Genomic DNA, 19,354 nt, shown 5'->3' on the forward strand with positions numbered 1-19,354 from the left:
AATCCGGATGCAGCCTGCAGTCCGGTTTTTTTTATGGGCATTCGGATTTTGGGGTCATTTTGGCACCCTTCTTGCATTTAATACTACTATCATAACTCAGGAGGTATAACCATGTTATTTGACTTATATAAGCCAGATCGCAATTGGAAAGATATAGAGCTATGGAAAGATGTAACCGAAGAACAATGGAACAACTGGCTGTGGCAGCTTACGAATACGATCCGAACAGTTGATGATTTAAAAAAAGTGATAAACCTGACTCCGGATGAAGAGGAAGGTGTGAGGATTTCCACCAAAACCATACCATTGAATATCACCCCATACTATGCTTCGTTAATGAATAAAGATGACCCAAGGTGTCCTATCAGAATGCAATCGGTCCCAATCTCGGAAGAAATGCATAAAACCAAATATGACATGGAAGACCCCCTACATGAGGATGAGGACTCCCCTGTACCGGGACTGACCCATAGATATCCGGATCGCGTTCTTTTTTTGGTGACGAATCAATGTTCCATGTACTGCCGTTATTGTACGCGAAGACGTTTTTCAGGCCAAATTGGCATGGGCGTGCCAAAAAAACAATTGGACGCTGCAATCGGATATATACGTGACACACCGGCAGTTCGTGATGTCCTTATTTCCGGCGGGGATGGATTACTGATCAATGACACAATCCTTGAATATATCCTCAAAAACTTAAGGGAAATTCCTCATGTTGAAATAATCAGGATAGGTACCCGGGCACCGGTTGTTTTTCCTCAAAGAATCACTGAAAATTTATGTGCCATTTTAAAAAAATATCACCCGGTTTGGCTGAATACTCATTTCAATACCTCGATAGAAATTACCGAGGAGTCAAAGAAAGCATGTGAGATGCTTGCCGATGCAGGTGTACCTGTGGGCAACCAGGCAGTTATTTTAGCGGGGATAAATGACAGTGTCGCCATCATGAAAAAGCTGATGCATGATCTTGTTAAGATCCGTGTCCGCCCTTACTATATCTATCAGTGCGATCTCTCGGAAGGGATCGGTCATTTCAGGGCTCCCATTTCAAAAGGGATTGAAATCATCGAGGGGCTCCGAGGCCATACATCCGGGTATGCAGTACCTACCTTCGTCGTCGACGCGCCAGGAGGGGGAGGGAAAATCACACTGCAGCCGAATTATATCCTTTCACAATCCCCAACAAAGACGGTGCTGCGCAATTTTGAAGGTGTAATAACCACATATCCTGAACCTGAGCAATATACACCAGGACTTGCAGATGATTATTTCAAACGGGTATATCCCGATATGGAAGAAAAACAGTCAGATATAGGTGTATCTGGTTTAATGAACGACAAGCAATTCAATTTAGTGCCTGAAGGGCTGAAGCGAATGAACCGACGGGAAAAGTACGTGACCAACCCAGAGCATGCTTCATTGAAAAACAAACGTGAAAAGCGGGATCTGTTAAAAGAAAAGAAATTCCAGGCACAGCAAAAAAAGAGCACTCCTAAGGGGGATGAATAAAATGGAGACGTGTCCATGGTGTGAGAAAGGGAAGCTTGCATCAGTAATGGGGACTGTATATTGGGAACTGCCGGATGGTACGAGGGCGGTTGAAATTACGGAAACCCCTTCATCTCATTGTGAGAGTTGCGATGCTTTTTTTCAAAGTGATGAAATAGTGAAGGAAATTGAAAATCAACTATTTTTAATTGATTCGAAAAAGCTTGAAAAACAAACGAAGTACAGTGAGCTAATGAACATGAAAAGGCTGTTGAAACGTAATTACTTTGACTTTTAGGTTACTTTCCCATAAATGAATAAATCCTCTTCATTTTAGATAGTACAGTGTAAACCACTATTTCTATCTTAAATGAAGGGGTTTTTCCATTTCAGAAAATGATGGCATGCGGGTAAATGGGCTAACAAGTTTTTGAAGAAATTCCGCTTTCCTTCAACCTCCGCGTTTTTTATTATGGGAATTGGTTTTGAGTGAAGAGGTAGATTAAATAATATTGAAGCACTTCGTTTCCTTTATCGAATCATGTAAAAAAATCTTAAAAGGATGTAATCAATATGGAATGAGTACGATATTTAAGTGTAGTTCGTAATTTAACGGATGCATTTGTGTTGAAAAGTCGTGGATATCATAAAATGAGGAAGAAAAAACCAAATTGTTTTTTAAAAAAGTGGACGGAAGCGAAAGTTTCCGATATATTAAAGCAGAAATCATAGTTATTTTAGGGGGGGTTCGACATCATGAGACCATTTTATTTATATTTAATGAAATTTCGACAACCAAAGGAAATTGATGCAATCACTAAATTTGCCAATCATGCCTATGAGGATCATGGCTTCCCAAAACAATCGACTGATTATAATGAATTGAGCAGTTATTTAGAATTGAATGCAGACTATCTCGAAAGTATGTCAGTTTTCGATCAAGCGTGGGAACAGTATGTCCAAATAGAAGAAGGGCTCCTATTGGGAGATCAGGAATAGGGAGGAATCGGAAGGATGTTTAAAAGCCTTCAAACCCGAATATTGCTTTATTCTTTACTTATTGCAAGTGTTCCTCTTCTGGTACTGGGAATCATATCCTATGGATCACAACGGTCCCTGCTTGAGAAGGAAGCAAAAAATGCTCTGAATGCAGGTTCACTGAATATTGTAAATGAAACATACAGCTATTTGAACGAACGGATCAGTGATGTGAAGTTAATGAGTGTAAATTCGGCAATCATCAATCCTGGCTATTCAAAAGAAGAGAAGTCTGATGAACTTAAAAAGTTTATCGATGCCAAAGGAAATTATTACGGTGTCTTGCATTTGGATATGGAAGGCAATGTCATTGCAGATACATCAAATAAAATGATCGGGGATAACCTTGCGAAGAGAATATGGTTCAAAGAGGCCATAGAAGGTCATGAATTCCTTTCTGATGTTTATAAAACCCGAGCTTTCGCAGAACCTATAATAGCTTTGAGTGCGCCGGTATATGATAATTCAGGGAAAATGATCGGAGTCGTATCCACAGCTTTCCGATTGGAAGGGCTTTGGGAGATGATGGAGAAAAAGGCTAATGAAATTAGCGATAAATACCCAGTGAACTTTTTCATGATCAATCAAGAAGGCATCATGATTTCGAAAAAAGACCCACATGGCATTATGCAGGATTCTGCCTTGAAAGAAATGGGATTAACGAAAGATAAGCTGATGGGAGCGTCGTTATCGGATGAATTGTACAGTGAAGAGAATGGGGAAAAAATATATTCCATCCAGCCTGTCCATACGATAGCACAAACAGAGAATAAATGGTTTGTTGTTGTGGGTGCTGATAAGAAACAGGTATTTCAACCTTTGAATGACCTATTAACACGGTACCTGACAATCTACAGCATCGTTTTTGTTTCTATCATTCTGGCTGTCTATTTACTAACAAAGACTCTCGTACGGCCAGTTCAAGAACTTGTCGGAGCGACAGAGGATTTCATAGGAGGAAAGGAATTCATCATTTCCGACAATAGAAGCTTCGAGGAAATGGAAAAATTGAACCTTGCTTTTCTAAGAATGATGGAAACGATTGAAGATCGTGAGAGGGAAATCGTCCGTACGGAAAAATTGAAATATGTTGGCCAGCTTGCTGCCGGTGTCGCCCATGAAATCAGGAACCCGTTGACGACAATAAAGGGCTTTTTCCAATTATTGAAGAGCCAGGATCATGATAAATCATTGATAGAAAAATATAGCGATGTCATGCTTCATGAAGTGGATAGGGTCAATGTATTTGTGACACAACTTCTTGATTTGGCAAAACCGCATCAACTGGAATGGGAGAAAATCGATTTAAAGGATTTCCTTGATGAAATTATAGATACTTATACTTCCTCAATTCCGAGTTCTCATGTAAGACTAATTAATGAGGTGACACAATCCGTCATTGTTTATTCAGACAGGAACCGGTTAAGGCAGGTTCTCTTGAATGTCTTGAATAATGCTTGTGAAGCCATTGAAGAAAGGGGGCGGATTGAACTACATCACAATTCCGTGTCCCAATATATAAGATTAGTGATCAGCGATGATGGAAAAGGCATCAGTCCCGAGAATTTAAAAAATATCGGTATGCCCTTTTATACCACCAAACCGGATGGAAACGGATTAGGTGTAGCGACATGCATACAAATAATGGAGGAATTAAAAGGGAAATTCCAAATTGAGAGCTTCCGTGACGAAGGAACGAAAGTGACGCTCACAATCCCCACTACGAACCGTCTCATTAAATGAGTCGGTTTTTTTTGTTTGTAGTGCCCTTTAATAAATGGGCCGTTTAATTAGCTAAATGAGCAAAACGCCCTCTTATTTCCATTAACCTCCATGTTTGTTTGTGCATATAATTTACTAATCAAACGATAAGGACCATATTGGGGGATGTCTCTTATGGGCAAAAAAAAACAGCCGAAATTTAAATTAGGCGATACAGTCGTAATAACAATGTATGGGACAGTCGGGAATATAACCGATGTGAAATTTCTCGATGGTGCTTATGTGTATGAAGTGAACTATAGTGAAGGTCTTTATATCGAAAAAACATTGCAATCGATAAATGAATATGAAGGAGAAATCCTTTATCCGAAAGAACAAATCGATATTGAATATAAATATTTATTAGGTGACTTGGTCCAAGTGGATGGATATGAACAGGATTATTTCAAGATTATCGGCTATCGAACGGAAATTTGGCGCTATAAGGAAAATGCCTGGGAGGATGTAATCTATGAGTTATCAAGAATCTCTGATGGTGAATGGCTTGAAGCTCATGAAGAAGAACTGACTTTGATTGCCGATGCCAAACGGGCAGATGGAATCATTAAAAAATTGGGTCTGCTCCTTCCTCAAAAGAAAAATGAGCTTGCTATCATTGCTAAACAAAACAACCCTGGTAAAGGTGAGCGAGAAATGACAATGACAAAAGATGAAAAAAAGGAAATGATTGATGGACTGTTGGATTTATATAATGATTATTGTAAGCTCTACGAACATTTTGGCGATGATGAATATCGTCACATCATGAAAATCGCCCTTGCTAAAATTGAAAAAGCTGCAGAGGAAATTTATCCAGATCATAAAAAGAAGCAAACAAAGTGAAAGGTATCCCAAACTTTTAAAGGGCAATTTCCAAATTCCCTATAGAAGTATCCATACAATAGAACACGAATGGAACTTGATAACTATAGGCCCTTCATATGTTTTTCCATTATGGGATGCCTTAGTGGTATATTTGTCTCTACACATTCATAGACCTTTAAATAAGGGGGCGATGATTTGCGAGAAATTGAGGTTTTTATTGATACAGAAGAGATAGCGGAATTCTTTTTTCAAGAATTGATAAGACGGGGCTATCTTCCAACAGAAGCTGAAGTTGAAGATCTTGCTGACATCACATTCGAATATCTTCTTGAAAAATGCATAATTGATGAAGAAGTCGAAGAGTAACCTGTCATAAGACGGTTAGCAGCTTCCTTTCCCTTAATTTCATTAACCATTTAAAAAAAGACGGCGGACCACCGCCGTTTTGTTTGCGATTTAGGAAGGGTGCCAAAAGTCTTTTTCCTGCTTTTCATTTTTTCAAGTTCCAGATAAGGTTCGATTTTCCTAACTTGTGGTTGATATGGTATAGTAGTTTTTGAATATCATTTCAACCACAAGTTAAGGAGGACATAGTCGTATGAGCGTACATATTGGTGCAAAAGATAATGAAATTGCGGAAACGGTCTTACTTCCTGGGGACCCGTTGCGTGCAAAATATATTGCTGAAACATTTTTAGAGGATGCTAAACTTTATAATGAAGTTCGTAACATGTTTGGATATACAGGGACATATAAAGGAAAACGAATTTCTGTACAAGGTACAGGCATGGGTGTCCCATCCATTTCGATTTACGTGAATGAATTGATGAATAGCTATAATGTCCAGAAGCTGATTCGTGTTGGAACTGCAGGAGCGATTCAAAAAGATGTAAAAGTCAGGGATGTGATCCTTGCAATGAGTGCTTCCACCGATTCCCAAATGAACCGCATGACTTTCGGCGGGGTGGACTTTGCCCCGACCGCGGATTTCGAATTACTTAGAAAAGCTTATGACGTCGGCACGGCTAAGGGCTTGCAATTGAAGGTCGGTAATGTATTTACGGCCGATCAGTTTTATAACGATAATAGTGAATTGGAAAAATGGGCAAAATACCAAATCCTTGCGATAGAAATGGAATCAGCTGCCCTTTACACGCTTGCTGCTAAATTTGGCCGCCAAGCTTTATCTGTATTGACCATTTCCGATCACATTTTAACCGGTGAGGAGACGTCGTCGGATGAGCGCCAGTCAACTTTCAACGAAATGGTTGAAGTGGCATTGGAAGCAGCTATCCAGGACTGATAATTGGATGTAATTGACAGGCGGGTGACCAGGAATAAGTGATGCTGTATAATGGCAGTTGGATACAGGCTCATTTGTTCCATGGTATCCGCATTTTTGTAATGTCAGGAGATGCCTGTTTTCCTTGGACCATTTTCCCTGATTTGAAGTTTGCTAAAAAAATACATATGGTCATAAGTTGTTATTTTTGATAACTATTATTTTTCGATTGGCTTGAAAGCTGATAAAATAGGAATGAAATCGTTTATATCGTCATGAAGAATGAAAGTGGTGAGGCTTCAGTGGAAGAAGAAAATCAAAAACAGCCAAAAGAGGCAGGGAAATTCATTAAAATAAAGAAGTTTACGTTCATTATGGGGATTTTCTTAGTCATATTTCTAACTGCAGGGATTACTACAATAGCCTTGACCTTTGGAGATGAAAAAGTAGAGTCATTAGCACCGGATAAGCAATCGGAATTTGAAAAGCTGTATTCTACATACGATACGATAAAAGATAACTATTATGAAGAGATTGATGAAGAAAAGCTGGTGGACGGGGCAATTAATGGAATGATCGAATCATTGGATGATCCGTACTCTGCTTATATGGATAAAAAGGAAGCGTCGAGTTTCCATGAGAGCATCTCTTCATCTTTTGAAGGAATCGGTGCTGAGATTCAGGAGCAGGATGGACAAATAATGGTGGTCTCACCAATAAAAGGGTCCCCGGCAGAAAAAGCTGGGGTAAAACCGAATGACATTATATTAAGTGTGGATGGTAAAAGTGTTGAAGGACTGAGCTCTTCTGAAGCTGTCCTGAAAATCAGGGGCGAGAAGGGTACGAAAGTGGATCTATCCATTTCAAGAGCTGGTGAGTCGGAACCGATTGAGCTGACCATTAAACGGGACACAATTCCGATTGAGACGGTTTATGCGGAAATGCTTGATGATGGAGTTGCAAAAATTCAAGTGACCAGTTTTTCCGAACATACAGTCCAAGAGCTGAAAACGGCGCTTGAGGAAATGTCCAAGAAGGACATGAAGGGTCTCGTATTGGATTTGCGGGGAAACCCGGGGGGACTGCTTGAACAAGCAATAGAAATGGCAAGTCTGTTCATACCTAATGGGAAAGTGGTCCTTCAAGTTGAGGATCGCAGCGGGAAAAAAGAAGTATATAAATCGGAGAATGATGGAGAACTGAAAATCCCGGTAGTCGTGTTGATTGATGATGGAAGTGCCAGTGCTTCTGAAATCGTTGCAGCGGCTGTCAGTGAATCTGCGGACATTCCATTGATCGGTGTCAAGTCATTTGGGAAAGGGACAGTGCAGACTGCCCAAGACTTCAAAGATGGATCTAACTTCAAATATACGGCAGCTAAATGGTTGACTCCTGAAGGCAATTGGATTCATAAAAAAGGGATCAAGCCGGATATTACTGTGAAGCTTCCTGATTATGCGAGCCTTCCGTACATTTCGCCCGATAAGGAATTGAAAGCATCCGATTCTTCGAGTGAAGTGAAAGCGGCTGAAGAGATGCTGAAGGAAGCAGGCCATGATCCAGGTAAGGTAGATGGATTCTTTGATGAAGCAACCACGAATGCTGTCATAGCATTCCAAAGGGAACAAAAAATTAAAGAAACCGGCACCATTAAGGATGATACTACCGTTAAATTGATGCAGGTCATCCGCGAGAAAATCCTTAAGAACGACACACAAGTGAAAAAGGCAGTGGAAGTATTAAAGAAAGAAATCAATAAATGATTTTGACCGAAAAGCCTGTCAGCGAATTTCGTTGGCAGGCTTTTTTGTCGTTTTCATGCATAGGATTCCAACATTAGGCAGAGAATAGGGGTAATTTTCCAATGAGGTGAGGTAATGAAAGAAAAGGTATTGTTCATATATCTCTTGATCTTGATTCTGGCAGGCTGTACATATGCCCCTTTACCCAAACAAAATGGAAATGAAGGTACGGAAAAAAAACTAATCAATGAAGAGAACCAGGAAAGCGAGAAAACATTTCTGTTAATAGGTGTTGACACAAGGGGAGAGCAAAAATCTCGGTCAGATGCGATTATCCTGGCAAAATACTTTCCTGAGCAGGAGAAACTGAAGCTGGCTTCCATTATGCGTGATAGTTATGTGAAAATCCCCGGGAATAAATCAGGATATAACAAAATAAATGCTGCTTATTATTATGGTGGACGGGAATTGCTCAAGAAAACCATACAGGAAAACTTTGATGTCAAGGTCGATCATGTAGCGGTAATCGACTTCCAGGGATTTGTGAAGATGGTCGATTTACTTGCCCCTGAGGGGGTGGCGGTGAATGTGGATCAGGAAATCATTGATGATATGAGCATCCAAGCAAGCGTCGGTAAAAATGTTCTACACGGTGAGGAAATATTGAAATATGTCCGTTTTAGACATGACGATGAAAGTGATTTTGGAAGGGTAGAGCGTCAACAAGAAGTTATGGTTCAATTAAAAACAGCGTTTATAAATCAAATCTCATCCTTCGAAGGGATGGCAGCCCTTCCTGGTATCATAGAACAAGGGCTCTCGTACTTGGATACAGATATTGGTCTGAAAACAATAATAGAAATGGGTCCAAAAGCCGTCTTCCATACCCCGGACACCGTCGAAACCTTAAGGGTTCCAGTGGAAGGAAGCTTTAAAGATGAAATATATCCCCAGTCCGGAGCCGTTTTGGAAATGGACTGCACTGAAAATAAAAAAGCACTTCAGGAGTTCTTTGCAAAATAACAAGAATTTTGGAAGTCCATTTTATTATCGAAAGTGTTCGGATTTAATTATTGTATTATAGACCTCGCAAGAATAATTATTTAAAAAACGAGAGGGATACGAAATCCTTCTCGTTTTTTATCACCAATAAAGGAACCTGAATCAATTAACAAAATGCGGAATGTTTTTGAAGAAATCAGGTGTTATGATTCCGTTTTCGGTAATGATGCTTGTAATTAGGTGATTCGGTGTAACATCAAAGGCTGGATTGAAAGTCTTCACGTTTTCCGGAGCGATCCTTATACCTTGAATGAAGGTGATTTCAGCTTCATTCCGCTCTTCGATCGGGATGGATGTGCCGGATTCGATAGAAAGGTCGAATGTGCTTGATGGTGCGGCTACATAAAAGGGGATACCAAAGTGCTTGGCTAATATGGCCAATCCCAATGTCCCGATTTTATTTGCTGTATCCCCATTGGCCGCAATCCTGTCGGCCCCGACGATAATTCCATTTATTCGTTTCTGGTGAATTGTATGGGCAGCCATATTATCAGAAATTAAGGTGACATCAACCCCCGCTTGCATCAATTCCCAAGCCGTCAAACGCGCCCCTTGCAGGACAGGCCTGGTTTCACATGCATACACTTTTAGCGGAAAGTCCCTTTCTTTAGCCAGGTGGAAGGGAGCCAAGGCTGTGCCATACCGAGCTGTGGCGATTCCCCCAGCATTGCAATGCGTAAGAATGGAATCTCCTCTAGTGAATAGGGATAAACCATGTTCCCCGATTTTCCTGCACATTTCTTCATCTTCAGCAAAGATGGCTTTAGCCTCCGATACAAGTGCTTCCTTGGCAGTTGAAATGCTTTGCGCAGCCTGCAAGGTGTTCTCCATCCTCCTTAACGCCCAAAAAAGGTTGACTGCAGTTGGCCGGGAAGATGCGAGTTTTTCAATATGCCTCGTTACGTTTTTCTTGAATTCCCCTAATTCAGCGGTTGTTTCCTGTTTGGCACCAAGTGCAACACCAAATGCTGCCGTCAGTCCAATTGCTGGGGCACCGCGAACTTTTAATGTCAAAATGCTGTCATATACATCATTAACAGAATGAAGTTCAATAAACTCAGTTATGGAAGGAAGGGCTTGTTGATTTAATAATGTAATATGGGTATCATCCCATTGTACCGAATATGGTAAGGGTGCTAGTGTAGTCATGTGCAGGTCTCCTTTTAAATGGTTGAGTAAGATGGCAGTGTACGTTGCTTCAACGCTTCAATTATAGTTGGAACATCCAATTCCTCCCGTTTTTTAATTAAAAAAGAACCAATTTCCAATGTTGCCGTTTTGGCAGCGATCCTTGTTTCTTTATCTTCAATGACGTTTAAATCGGCTACATGGGAAAGGCCAATGGTTCGCCGAATCAGTTCGCAGCCTGCAAAACCGAATGCATCTTTTTTGAATTTTGTCAGTAAATAAGGCAGATAACCTTTCACATGGCGAAATGGGCTTTTATTTTGGCCTTCCCATAATTCGGTGTAAGTTTCTTCAAAGGCATTCCAAAATTCATGAAGGAGCGTGAAAATCTCTTCCCTTCCGACGCCATTTCGTGTTACTGCCTGAAAGAGAAGGTTGGCGGTGTATTGACCAAGGTCAAAACCAACTGGCCCATAAAAAGCGAATTCCGGATCAATAACCTTTGTTTCGGTTTCACTTGCAAATATACTTCCAGTATGTAAATCTCCATGAAGCAAGGCTTCCTGCTCGGTTTCAAAGCTTTGTTTCAGTTTGGCGACCTCAAGTATCACTTCTTGATCATTCCATATTTTTTGGGCGGCACCTGTCAATTCCACCTCGAAATCTCCCGGGAGTTCCTCAAAAAATGGATCCGTGAAAATAAAGACCTCAGTGATTTTGCAGAGTTCGGGATTCGTGAAATGTCGGGCCACCTCCTTTTTCGCAGAGGGTTCTAAATGATAATCGGATGTATAAAATGCCGTCTTCGCAACATACTCACCAATATGCTGTGAAAGCAATGGATATGAATCGCCATGGATCAATCCTGTTCTAACGATTTTCAAGTGCGATAAATCCTCCATTACTGTGATGGCAAGCTGTTCATCCGAATAATAGACTTGCGGTACGAATTCGGGGCAATAACTTCTGAAATGAATCAGCGCATTCGCTTCAATGGCTGCCCTTTTCAGTGTCAGCGGCCAGCTTTCACCAAGTACCTTGGCATAAGGGACCGCTTGTTTGATTATTAGTCCTTTGTTTGTGACCGTGTCTGTAATATGAAAAACATAATTTAAGTTTCCATCGCCGATTTCATTACATTTCAAACTTGCATCCGCATTGACCAACCCAAGTTTTTTTGCAAGGGTTATAGCTGTTTCGTTTGTCAATCTCTTAAAATTTGAATGGTTTTGAGTCATTCTTTTCCCCTCCAGATTCAAAATAAGAATAAAAAAGCCTCTTTCATATAGAAAGAGGCAGAAGTTTTGGCTTCGGACCTCTTATCTTCCAGAAAATGAATTCTGGTGGAATTAGCACCGTGCTCTGTGGATTTAATAATCCGGCGGAGGATCCGCCCCATTTCACAATGGTATTACAGTCGGTTGCTGGGCTTCATAGGGCCTTTATCCCTCAGCCTGCTCTTGATAAGAGTAAATGTTTTCTGAAATTTTAATCTTCGGGAAAATAATATCAACTTTTTAAATAGTTTGTCAATGGGTAAATTAATAAAAGTCTGGACGGCGATCTTCGAATACAGGTATTTTGTTACGTGCTTCCGTAACTTTGTTGAAGTCCAAGGTGCCTGTCAATAGTTCGTTTCCTTCTCCGGCTTCACTTACGATATTCCCCCATGGATCAATAATCAAGGAATGACCCGCAAATATATTATTGATATCCGAACCTGTACGATTAACGGCTACAACATAGGCTTGGTTCTCGATGGCACGGCTTATCAATAAGGCTCTCCAGTGATCGAGTCTCGGCTTTGGCCATTCAGCCGTAACGAATAGAACTTCCGCGCCTTGAACGGTATGGGCTCGCTGCCATTCAGGGAAACGAATGTCATAACAAACGAACCCGGCACATATTTTTTCATCAAGAGTAAATAAACCATCTTTTTCACCTGGCTGCAGGAAATGGTGTTCATCCATTAATTGAAATAAGTGAAGCTTATCATATTCTTTAATGAGCTTTCCGTGTTTATCGATGATGAGCATGGTGTTATAGATTCCCTTGCTTGTTTTTTTCGCAATGGAACCGCCGATGATGTGAATCCGGTGTTTCTGTGCCTGTGTTTTAAGAAATTCAATCGTTTTTTCTGCCTCTTGGTCTGCAATCTCATTCAGCCTGGTCAAATCGTATCCGGTTGTCCAAAGCTCTGGTAATATGACGATATCGGGTTCGGACCGAGCTGCTTTTTCCATCCATTGTTCTGCAACCTGAAAATTGATATCTGGTTGACCGAAGGCTATATCCATTTGAATACAAGCTATTTTCCACTTCATCGTTTAAAACCCCCACATGTAAAAAATGCTTTACAAGACTACGATAAACATATATCATTTGTGACTAGAATTTCAAGAAATTTCAGAGAAGGTGTATAAATGGTGCAATTCGAAAAATCCGGACTGCTTCAGGACCTGCCCAAGCAGTTTTTTGCTTCACTGGTCGCAAAAGTCAATGCGATCACGGAGCAAGGACATGATGTCATTAATTTAGGCCAGGGAAACCCTGATCAGCCGACGCCGGAACATATCGTCAAAAGTTTGCAGTCTGCAGCTGAAAAAACGACTAATCATAAATATTCGCCATTCCGGGGACATCAATATTTAAAAGATGCTGCTGCCGTCTTTTATGAACGAGAATACGGTGTCAAGCTGGATCCGAATAGTGAAGTGGCGATTCTCTTCGGGGGAAAGGCGGGTCTTGTCGAACTGCCGCAGTGTTTATTGAATCCAGGTGATACGATCCTTGTTCCAGATCCCGGCTATCCGGATTATCTTTCCGGTGTTGTTTTAGCCCAGGCAAAGACCGAACTGATGCCCTTGACAGAAGAAAATGATTTTCTTCCGAAATACGATGACATACATAAAGAAGTTCTTGATAAAGCCAAAATGATGTTCTTGAATTATCCGAATAATCCCACAGGCGCTTCTGCCACTGAAAGTTTCTTTGATGAAACCGTCTCCTTTGCAAAAGAACATTCAATTTGTGTGGTCCATGATTTCGCCTATGGGGCAATAGGATTCGACGGAAAAAAACCGAAAAGCTTTCTCCAGGCGGAGGGAGCGAAGGATGTAGGAGTTGAAATATACACTCTATCGAAAACATACAATATGGCAGGGTGGAGAGTCGGCTTCGCAGTGGGAAATAAGAGTGTAATAGAAGCTCTTGAACTATTACAAGACCATCTTTATGTGAGTCTCTTCCCGGCGATACAAGAAGCTGCGGCAAGTGCTTTACTTGACTTACAGAGCTGTGTAGAGCAGTTAGTGAAGATGTACGAGGTGCGAAGGAATGTTTTCATTGAGGGATTGAGGGCAATCGGCTGGGATGTCCAAGCGCCTGCGGCATCGTTTTTTGCCTGGCTCAAAGTACCTGGAGGTTTTACGTCCGAGAGTTTTGCGGACTATTTATTAACGCATGCCCATGTAGCTGTTGCCGCAGGGAATGGTTTCGGTGAATTTGGCGAAGGTTACGTCAGGGTAGGGCTACTGACTTCGGAAGAACGGCTGCAAGAGGCTGTGGAACGGATACGAACATTAAACTTATTTTAATGCAATAAGATATCCGATTTATACACATTTAAATAGTTAAAACTTATTGACAAAGTAGGGATTACCTGTCAGAATACAAAATAAATTCTTAATCTTTCGATACTTGGATGCAACTTATATATCAGCGTTTTCTTATTTTGAGCAGGTGGAGGGACTAGCCCTATGAAGCCCAGCAACCGACCGTAATTCCATTGTAAAATGGGGCGGAATCCTTCCGCCGGATTTTCTTGAAATCCACAAGGCACGGTGCTAATTCTTGCAGCCAATGGGCTGGGAGATAAGAAGATGGCTTTTTAAAGCCTCTTCTTTATGAAGGGGCTTTTGCCATTTTGAGACCATTTCAGGTTAATGACATCGAGGGTTTACTAACGTGTTATAGGAGTGATCAGATGAGCGAGATAGTCGCTACTTATTTAATTCATGACTTTAATGGAAATCATGAGAAAAAAGCAGAAAGCATTGCCTTGGGTTTGACTGTCGGGACATGGACGGACCTGCCGCATTTGGTTCAGAAACAACTGGAAAAACATAAGGGACGCGTTGTATCGGTGACACCACTATCTGAAGAAGAGAGGGCAAACAGCTACTTTAATCGGAAAGTATACCGTTCGCTGATCAAAATTGCCTATCCGGGAGGGAATTTCTCCAATGATTTACCTGCAATCCTCACGACGGTCTTCGGCAAACTTTCATTGGATGGTGAAATAAAACTGATCGACTTGGATTTTGTCGGTGATATTCAAAAAGCTTTTCCAGGGCCGCAATTTGGCATTGAGGGCATAAGGGAAAAGGTTGGCGTTTTTAACCGGCCCTTGGTGATGAGCATCTTTAAAGGTGTATTGGGAAGAGACCTAACATTTCATAATGAGCAACTGAGGCAACAAGCATTGGGAGGTGTCGACCTAGTTAAAGATGATGAGATCCTCTTCGACCAGGAACTGACTCCATTTTTCGATAGAATAAAAACGGGAAAAAGAATATTGAATGAAGTCTATGAAACCACTGGCCACCGAACGTTATATGCTGTCAATCTATCAGGGAAAACATTTGAATTATTGGATAAGGCAGAGCAAGCGGCTGAAGCAGGGGCAGATGCTTTATTGTTCAACGTTCATACATATGGTTTGGATGTAATGCAGGCCTTGAGTGAACATGATCGTATCAAGCTGCCGATCATGGCGCACCCCGCATATAGCGGGGCATTGGCATCTTCATCATTTTATGGTATCGGCTATCCATTATTGCTTGGTAAATTAGTAAGGTTATCAGGTGCGGATTTATCCTTGTTCCCTTCTCCTTATGGAAATGTCGCACTTGAAAAAACGGAGACCTTGGCGATTGCTGAAGCTCTGACAAAAAATGAACTTTCATGGAAAAAAGCCTTTCCTGTTCCTTCTGCAGGCATTCATCCGGGCATGGTTCCGGACCTCATCAAGGATTTTGGGCTCGATAGTGTGATTAATGCCGGAGGCGGAATTCACGGGCACCCTGACGGAGCAGAGGGCGGTGCCAAGGCTTTCCGTTCTGCTGTGGAAGCCGTTCTAGCAGGAAAGGAACTTTCTGAAGCGGCGGCAGAGGAAGAAACACTAAAAAAAGCTCTTGTGTTATGGGGAGGCCTATAAGAAATAATGAGACCGATCATCTTTTGTGATTTTGACGGAACGATCACCAACACAGATAATATCATTTCCATCATGAAGAAATTTGCGCCTCCGGAATGGGAAGCGTTGAAAGACGGTGTCCTTCAGCAAAAAATCAGTATATCTTCAGGAGTTGGGGATATGTTCTCCCTGCTTGATAGCGGCTTGAAGGATGACATCATCCAATACGTAAGAAAAACGGCCGGCATTCGCCCAGGGTTTTATGAATTCGTTGAGTATACGAAACAAGCCAATATCCCTTTATATATTGTAAGCGGGGGCATGGATTTTTTCATTGCCCCCCTATTAAATGATATCTTGCCAACAGAGTCCGTTTATTGCAACTATGCATTTTTTGATAAGGATAAGATTTATATTGAGTGGCCGCATACTTGTGATGATCAATGTAATAATGATTGCGGTTGCTGCAAGCCATCCATTATGAGGGAAATTGCGGGTGCGGAAGATTTTAAACTCGTTATTGGAGATTCAGTAACGGATTTTGAGGCGGCAAAACAGGCTGATTTTGTCATAGCCCGTGACATTCTGCTTGAAAAATGCGATAGGGAAGGAATTCCACATCAAGGATTTGAAACATTTTTTGATGTAATTGACATTTTAAAGCAGCAGGAGGCGGTTAAAGCGTGAACACTCATTCTAAAGAATGGCAGGAGTTGGCAGATATCAAAGCTGAACTGGCCGCAAGGGATTGGTTTATGGGAACTAGCGGGAATTTGTCAATCCGCGAGCCCAAAAGCCCTTTCTTTTATATTACCGCAAGCGGTAAGGATAAAAGGAAGCAATCGGATTCGGACTTTTTACTGGTGGATTTAAAAGGAAAACCAGTTGAAGAAACGAATCTAAGACCATCGGCCGAAACTTTACTTCATACAGTTATTTACCGGAAAACAAATGCGAACTGTGTACTTCATGTCCATACAGTTGAAAATAATGTGATATCGGAATTATACGGAGATGAAGGCCAAGTTTCCTTTCGTAATCATGAAATCATTAAAGCGACCGGGCGGTGGGATGAAGATTCGGAGCTTCGGATTCCAATCATATATAATCACGCTGACATTCCGCTGTTATCCGATAAGTTCAAGCCACATGTCGAAGAAGACTCTGGCGCTGTGCTGATACGCAATCATGGTATTACGGTTTGGGGCAAAAGCGGACTCGAAGCAAAAAGAATACTTGAAGCTTGCGAATTTTTATTTCAATATCAACTGTTACTTAATCAACAAAAGGCGTTTGCAGGTTCTTTAAGATAAACACTCATAGAGGAGGAATGAATGATGGCGACGATCAGATTCCATGAAACAAACGAGGTTATTGAAAACGGTGAACAGGTAAAAGGGTTTTTAGAAACTCAAGGGGTTATTTATGAGCAATGGGACATTTCTAAATTACCTGACCACCTTGTGGAAAAATACGATCTAACAGATGCTGACAAGGAGGAAATCCTTGTAACATTCCAATCGGAGATAGCGGAAATCTCTGAAAGAAGAGGCTATAAAGCCCATGATATCATAACATTATCCGATGCAAATCCGAACTTGGACCAAATGCTTGAAAACTTTAAGCAGGAACACCACCACGAAGATGATGAAGTGCGTTTCATAGCAGGAGGAACGAGTATCTTTGCCATTGAAGGCAATGATAAACAGTGGTTTGATGTACGTCTTAATCCAGGAGATCTTATTAGTGTACCAGAATCAACAAGACATTATTTCACGCTCGCGGAAGATAGGAAAACTGTTGCTGTCCGGATTTTCGTAACAGCTGCAGGATGGGTGCCGATTTACGAAAAAGACGAAGTTCAAGCATGAATCAATTTCGAAAAACCAGCTTAAGGGCTGGTTTTTTTATGTGGATACGGCAAGTGATTTAGTAAGGTAAGTATGATAAAATTTAACGGAATCGAATTTAACCGGATTATAGGAGCAGATAAGAATGAAAACGACCGAAGTGTACATATTGGGCGGCTTTCTCGGCAGCGGGAAAACGACGCTTCTTCGAAATATTTTAAAACAGGAAAGTGAAGCGGGCAGAAAAGTGGCAGTGCTTTTAAATGAGCTCGGCAGTGTATCGGTAGACAGCGGACTCATTGGTGATGGAGTGCCTCTGAAGGAGTTGTTTGACGGGTGCATCTGCTGCACAATTCAAGATAAACTGGAGGTTCAGCTTCATGAGTTGCTAACCGAAAATGAACTGGATGCGGTTTATATTGAAACGACGGGCGCAGCTCATCCAGTTGAAGTATTGGATGGCATCATGTCGCCGATTTTCGCCAAAAGGCTGGAGTATAAAGGGATCATCACGGTCGTTGATTTATTAAGGTGGCGCGATCGGGAGGAACTGTCTCCTCAGCTTCGACAGTTACTTGCAGAGCAAATCCACCATGCTGATTTCATACTATTGAATAAAGCGGATTTAGTAAGTGAGATGGAGGCCGCACAGCTGATATATACGATACAGGCGCTGAATACGGATGCGGTATGTCTATTGACGGAGTATGCAGCCGTTTCCTTGGCATCATTGCAGCAAATGCAAAGAAAAAGGCATAATGACCATCAAAAGCTTGATGTACATGACCATTTGCATTTAACTGCAATCGTTCATACATTTGAAGGTGCTGTGGCACAAACCGACTTTGAACAGTGGCTTAGGGCCCTACCGGAAACGGTCTATCGAATGAAAGGATATATTTCCTTTACACATTCACAATACCCCCATTTATTCCAATACTCCTACGGAATGCCGATGTATATGAATGAAATGATGAAAATGCCATTGAATATCGTCATCATCGGGGAAAAGTTGGATAAGGAAATATTGATCGCTCAGTTGAAAGCTTTGGAAGCGAAAGCGGCCCGATAAACGTTTACCGCCCATTAAAGAAGGGGAACATAAAAAGAAGACTTTCTTATCAAGGAGGCGGTATTAGTGCCATGGAATAAGAACGATTACCCAAACTCGATGAAGAATCTAGATAAAGATGTAAGGGAAAAGGCTATAGAAATCGCGAATGCACTATTGGATGAAGGATATGAGGATGGAAAAGCCATTCCAATTGCCATAGACCGGGCTAAGATGTCAGTAGGAAAAGATTGAGAAAATGGTCAGACCCACATAGGGGTCTGACCATTTTTATTGTTGCATTCCAAAGGCGGCAAATGTCTTTTCGTCTTCTATCAATCCGCAAGCGGCACATTGAACCCGAACTTCAGGACCATTATATGCTAGATGGAATGGCTGAAGGGAATCGTTCGAATATTGTTCAACAATCTCACCGGATTGGGGATCCTTTTTAATGGGGGTTGCCACTTGCTGAATGAGATTGAAGCGAGATTTATTTGTCCGGCAATTCGGACAGCGGTATACTTGAGACATTATACTCACTCCTTTTTTGGATTATAAAAAGCGTGATATCTTATTATTAAGATAGTCTTTACAAACTTGAACATTAATATGTATAAATTAGTAACGGATGGAAGGGATACTATGAAAGAAAATGTCAGGCAAGAAGAATTACTGGTGGCTTATTTAAGCATATGGAACAATCGTAAGGTGAACGATGGAGGTGGAAGGGAAGTGTTGTCGGAACTCATCCGCAGAGAGCTTTTGGATGAAAATTCCCATCCACGTGCCCGAAAACCGGTATTGGAGAAATTTTACCTGTCTATTAAACGCGTGATGGAATCTTCGCTTTCGGAAGAAATGAAAAATGCGATTGTCATGGCCTATATCACTGAATTGGAAAGATTATGATTTCCGAGTGTG

General features: G+C 41.3%; 20 protein-coding genes, 1 pseudogene and 2 riboswitches. Of the genes and pseudogenes, 17 read left to right on the top strand and 4 right to left on the bottom strand.

What is annotated here, in order from left to right:
- Positions 1-111 precede the first annotated feature (111 nt).
- The 9 genes from kamA to ACIQ0C_RS04195 all read left to right on the top strand — a co-directional run bounded on the left by kamA (position 112) and on the right by ACIQ0C_RS04195 (position 9,165).
- Complete coding sequence (gene kamA, locus ACIQ0C_RS04155; RefSeq protein ID WP_403057232.1) at positions 112-1,515, top strand: lysine 2,3-aminomutase; 1,404 nt, start codon at positions 112-114, stop codon at positions 1,513-1,515.
- Between the two features lies 1 nt (position 1,516).
- Positions 1,517-1,792, top strand: coding sequence for a YokU family protein (locus ACIQ0C_RS04160; RefSeq protein ID WP_402837803.1), 276 nt, complete (start codon positions 1,517-1,519; stop codon positions 1,790-1,792).
- A gap of 458 nt (positions 1,793-2,250) precedes the next feature.
- Positions 2,251-2,493: a YozE family protein gene (locus ACIQ0C_RS04165; RefSeq protein ID WP_192205163.1), complete on the top strand. Its 243-nt coding sequence runs from the start codon at positions 2,251-2,253 to the stop codon at positions 2,491-2,493.
- 15 nt (positions 2,494-2,508) lie between these two features.
- A complete protein-coding gene (locus tag ACIQ0C_RS04170; RefSeq protein ID WP_403057235.1) occupies positions 2,509-4,275 on the top strand; it encodes an ATP-binding protein in 1,767 nt (588 codons plus the stop codon).
- Between the two features lie 153 nt (positions 4,276-4,428).
- Positions 4,429-5,136, top strand: coding sequence for a hypothetical protein (locus tag ACIQ0C_RS04175; RefSeq protein WP_402837799.1), 708 nt, complete (start codon positions 4,429-4,431; stop codon positions 5,134-5,136).
- A 177-nt stretch (positions 5,137-5,313) separates the two neighbouring features.
- The gene (locus ACIQ0C_RS04180; protein WP_402837798.1) at positions 5,314-5,484 is read left to right on the top strand and encodes a YozD family protein; all 171 of its coding nucleotides are present in this window, start codon (positions 5,314-5,316) and stop codon (positions 5,482-5,484) included.
- Between the two features lie 232 nt (positions 5,485-5,716).
- Positions 5,717-6,421 (top strand): purine-nucleoside phosphorylase, encoded by a 705-nt coding sequence (gene deoD, locus ACIQ0C_RS04185; protein WP_403057238.1) that lies wholly within the window; start codon positions 5,717-5,719, stop codon positions 6,419-6,421.
- A 281-nt stretch (positions 6,422-6,702) separates the two neighbouring features.
- Positions 6,703-8,163, top strand: coding sequence for a lmo1851 family serine protease (locus ACIQ0C_RS04190; RefSeq protein ID WP_403057241.1), 1,461 nt, complete (start codon positions 6,703-6,705; stop codon positions 8,161-8,163).
- A gap of 114 nt (positions 8,164-8,277) precedes the next feature.
- Positions 8,278-9,165, top strand: a complete 888-nt coding sequence (locus tag ACIQ0C_RS04195; RefSeq protein ID WP_403057244.1) for an LCP family protein — start codon at positions 8,278-8,280, stop codon at positions 9,163-9,165.
- Positions 9,166-9,306: 141 nt separating this feature from the next.
- Here the strand turns inward: ACIQ0C_RS04195 and mtnA are convergent, their stop codons facing one another.
- From mtnA to ACIQ0C_RS04210, 3 genes are all read right to left on the bottom strand, one after another.
- Complete coding sequence (mtnA, locus tag ACIQ0C_RS04200; protein ID WP_403057247.1) at positions 9,307-10,353, bottom strand: S-methyl-5-thioribose-1-phosphate isomerase; 1,047 nt, start codon at positions 10,351-10,353, stop codon at positions 9,307-9,309.
- 14 nt (positions 10,354-10,367) lie between these two features.
- Entirely contained in the window at positions 10,368-11,570 is a 1,203-nt protein-coding gene (gene mtnK / locus ACIQ0C_RS04205) for an S-methyl-5-thioribose kinase (protein ID WP_403057250.1), read from the bottom strand.
- Positions 11,571-11,648: 78 nt separating this feature from the next.
- Positions 11,649-11,802: riboswitch (SAM riboswitch) on the bottom strand.
- A 71-nt stretch (positions 11,803-11,873) separates the two neighbouring features.
- The gene (locus tag ACIQ0C_RS04210; RefSeq protein WP_403057253.1) at positions 11,874-12,656 is read right to left on the bottom strand and encodes a carbon-nitrogen family hydrolase; all 783 of its coding nucleotides are present in this window, start codon (positions 12,654-12,656) and stop codon (positions 11,874-11,876) included.
- Between the two features lie 99 nt (positions 12,657-12,755).
- On the opposite strand from ACIQ0C_RS04210, the gene ACIQ0C_RS04215 reads away from it, so the two are divergent.
- From ACIQ0C_RS04215 to ACIQ0C_RS04245, 7 genes and pseudogenes are all read left to right on the top strand, one after another.
- A complete protein-coding gene (locus ACIQ0C_RS04215) occupies positions 12,756-13,928 on the top strand; it encodes a pyridoxal phosphate-dependent aminotransferase (protein WP_403057256.1) in 1,173 nt (390 codons plus the stop codon).
- A 129-nt stretch (positions 13,929-14,057) separates the two neighbouring features.
- A riboswitch (SAM riboswitch) is annotated at positions 14,058-14,212 on the top strand.
- A 105-nt stretch (positions 14,213-14,317) separates the two neighbouring features.
- Positions 14,318-15,550, top strand: coding sequence for a 2,3-diketo-5-methylthiopentyl-1-phosphate enolase (gene mtnW, locus ACIQ0C_RS04220; protein WP_403057259.1), 1,233 nt, complete (start codon positions 14,318-14,320; stop codon positions 15,548-15,550).
- Between the two features lie 6 nt (positions 15,551-15,556).
- On the top strand, positions 15,557-16,216 hold the full coding sequence (locus ACIQ0C_RS04225; RefSeq protein ID WP_403057262.1) for a 2-hydroxy-3-keto-5-methylthiopentenyl-1-phosphate phosphatase: 660 nt from the start codon (positions 15,557-15,559) through the stop codon (positions 16,214-16,216).
- Positions 16,213-16,842 carry a methylthioribulose 1-phosphate dehydratase gene (locus ACIQ0C_RS04230; RefSeq protein WP_403057265.1) on the top strand — a complete coding sequence of 210 codons (630 nt, stop codon included), beginning with the start codon at positions 16,213-16,215 and terminating at the stop codon, positions 16,840-16,842. Before ACIQ0C_RS04225 ends, ACIQ0C_RS04230 begins: the two co-directional genes overlap by 4 nt.
- Positions 16,843-16,866: 24 nt before the next feature.
- Positions 16,867-17,400: a cupin domain-containing protein gene (locus tag ACIQ0C_RS04235; RefSeq protein ID WP_402837927.1), complete on the top strand. Its 534-nt coding sequence runs from the start codon at positions 16,867-16,869 to the stop codon at positions 17,398-17,400.
- Positions 17,401-17,524: 124 nt separating this feature from the next.
- Positions 17,525-18,451 (top strand): CobW family GTP-binding protein, encoded by a 927-nt coding sequence (locus ACIQ0C_RS04240; RefSeq protein WP_403057268.1) that lies wholly within the window; start codon positions 17,525-17,527, stop codon positions 18,449-18,451.
- A 66-nt stretch (positions 18,452-18,517) separates the two neighbouring features.
- Positions 18,518-18,664: pseudogene (locus ACIQ0C_RS04245) on the top strand (DUF2188 domain-containing protein); the annotation flags it as partial.
- A gap of 57 nt (positions 18,665-18,721) precedes the next feature.
- Here the strand turns inward: ACIQ0C_RS04245 and ACIQ0C_RS04250 are convergent.
- Positions 18,722-18,964 carry a hypothetical protein gene (locus tag ACIQ0C_RS04250; protein ID WP_048688669.1) on the bottom strand — a complete coding sequence of 81 codons (243 nt, stop codon included), beginning with the start codon at positions 18,962-18,964 and terminating at the stop codon, positions 18,722-18,724.
- Positions 18,965-19,075: 111 nt separating this feature from the next.
- Here ACIQ0C_RS04250 and ACIQ0C_RS04255 point away from each other — a divergent pair, with 111 nt between their 5' ends.
- A complete protein-coding gene (locus tag ACIQ0C_RS04255; protein ID WP_403057271.1) occupies positions 19,076-19,342 on the top strand; it encodes a hypothetical protein in 267 nt (88 codons plus the stop codon).
- The last annotated feature ends 12 nt before the right edge of the window (positions 19,343-19,354 follow it).

The organism is Peribacillus sp. NPDC096448, assembly GCF_044762675.1.
Taxonomy (GTDB): Bacteria; Bacillota; Bacilli; order Bacillales; family DSM-1321; genus Peribacillus; species Peribacillus frigoritolerans_B.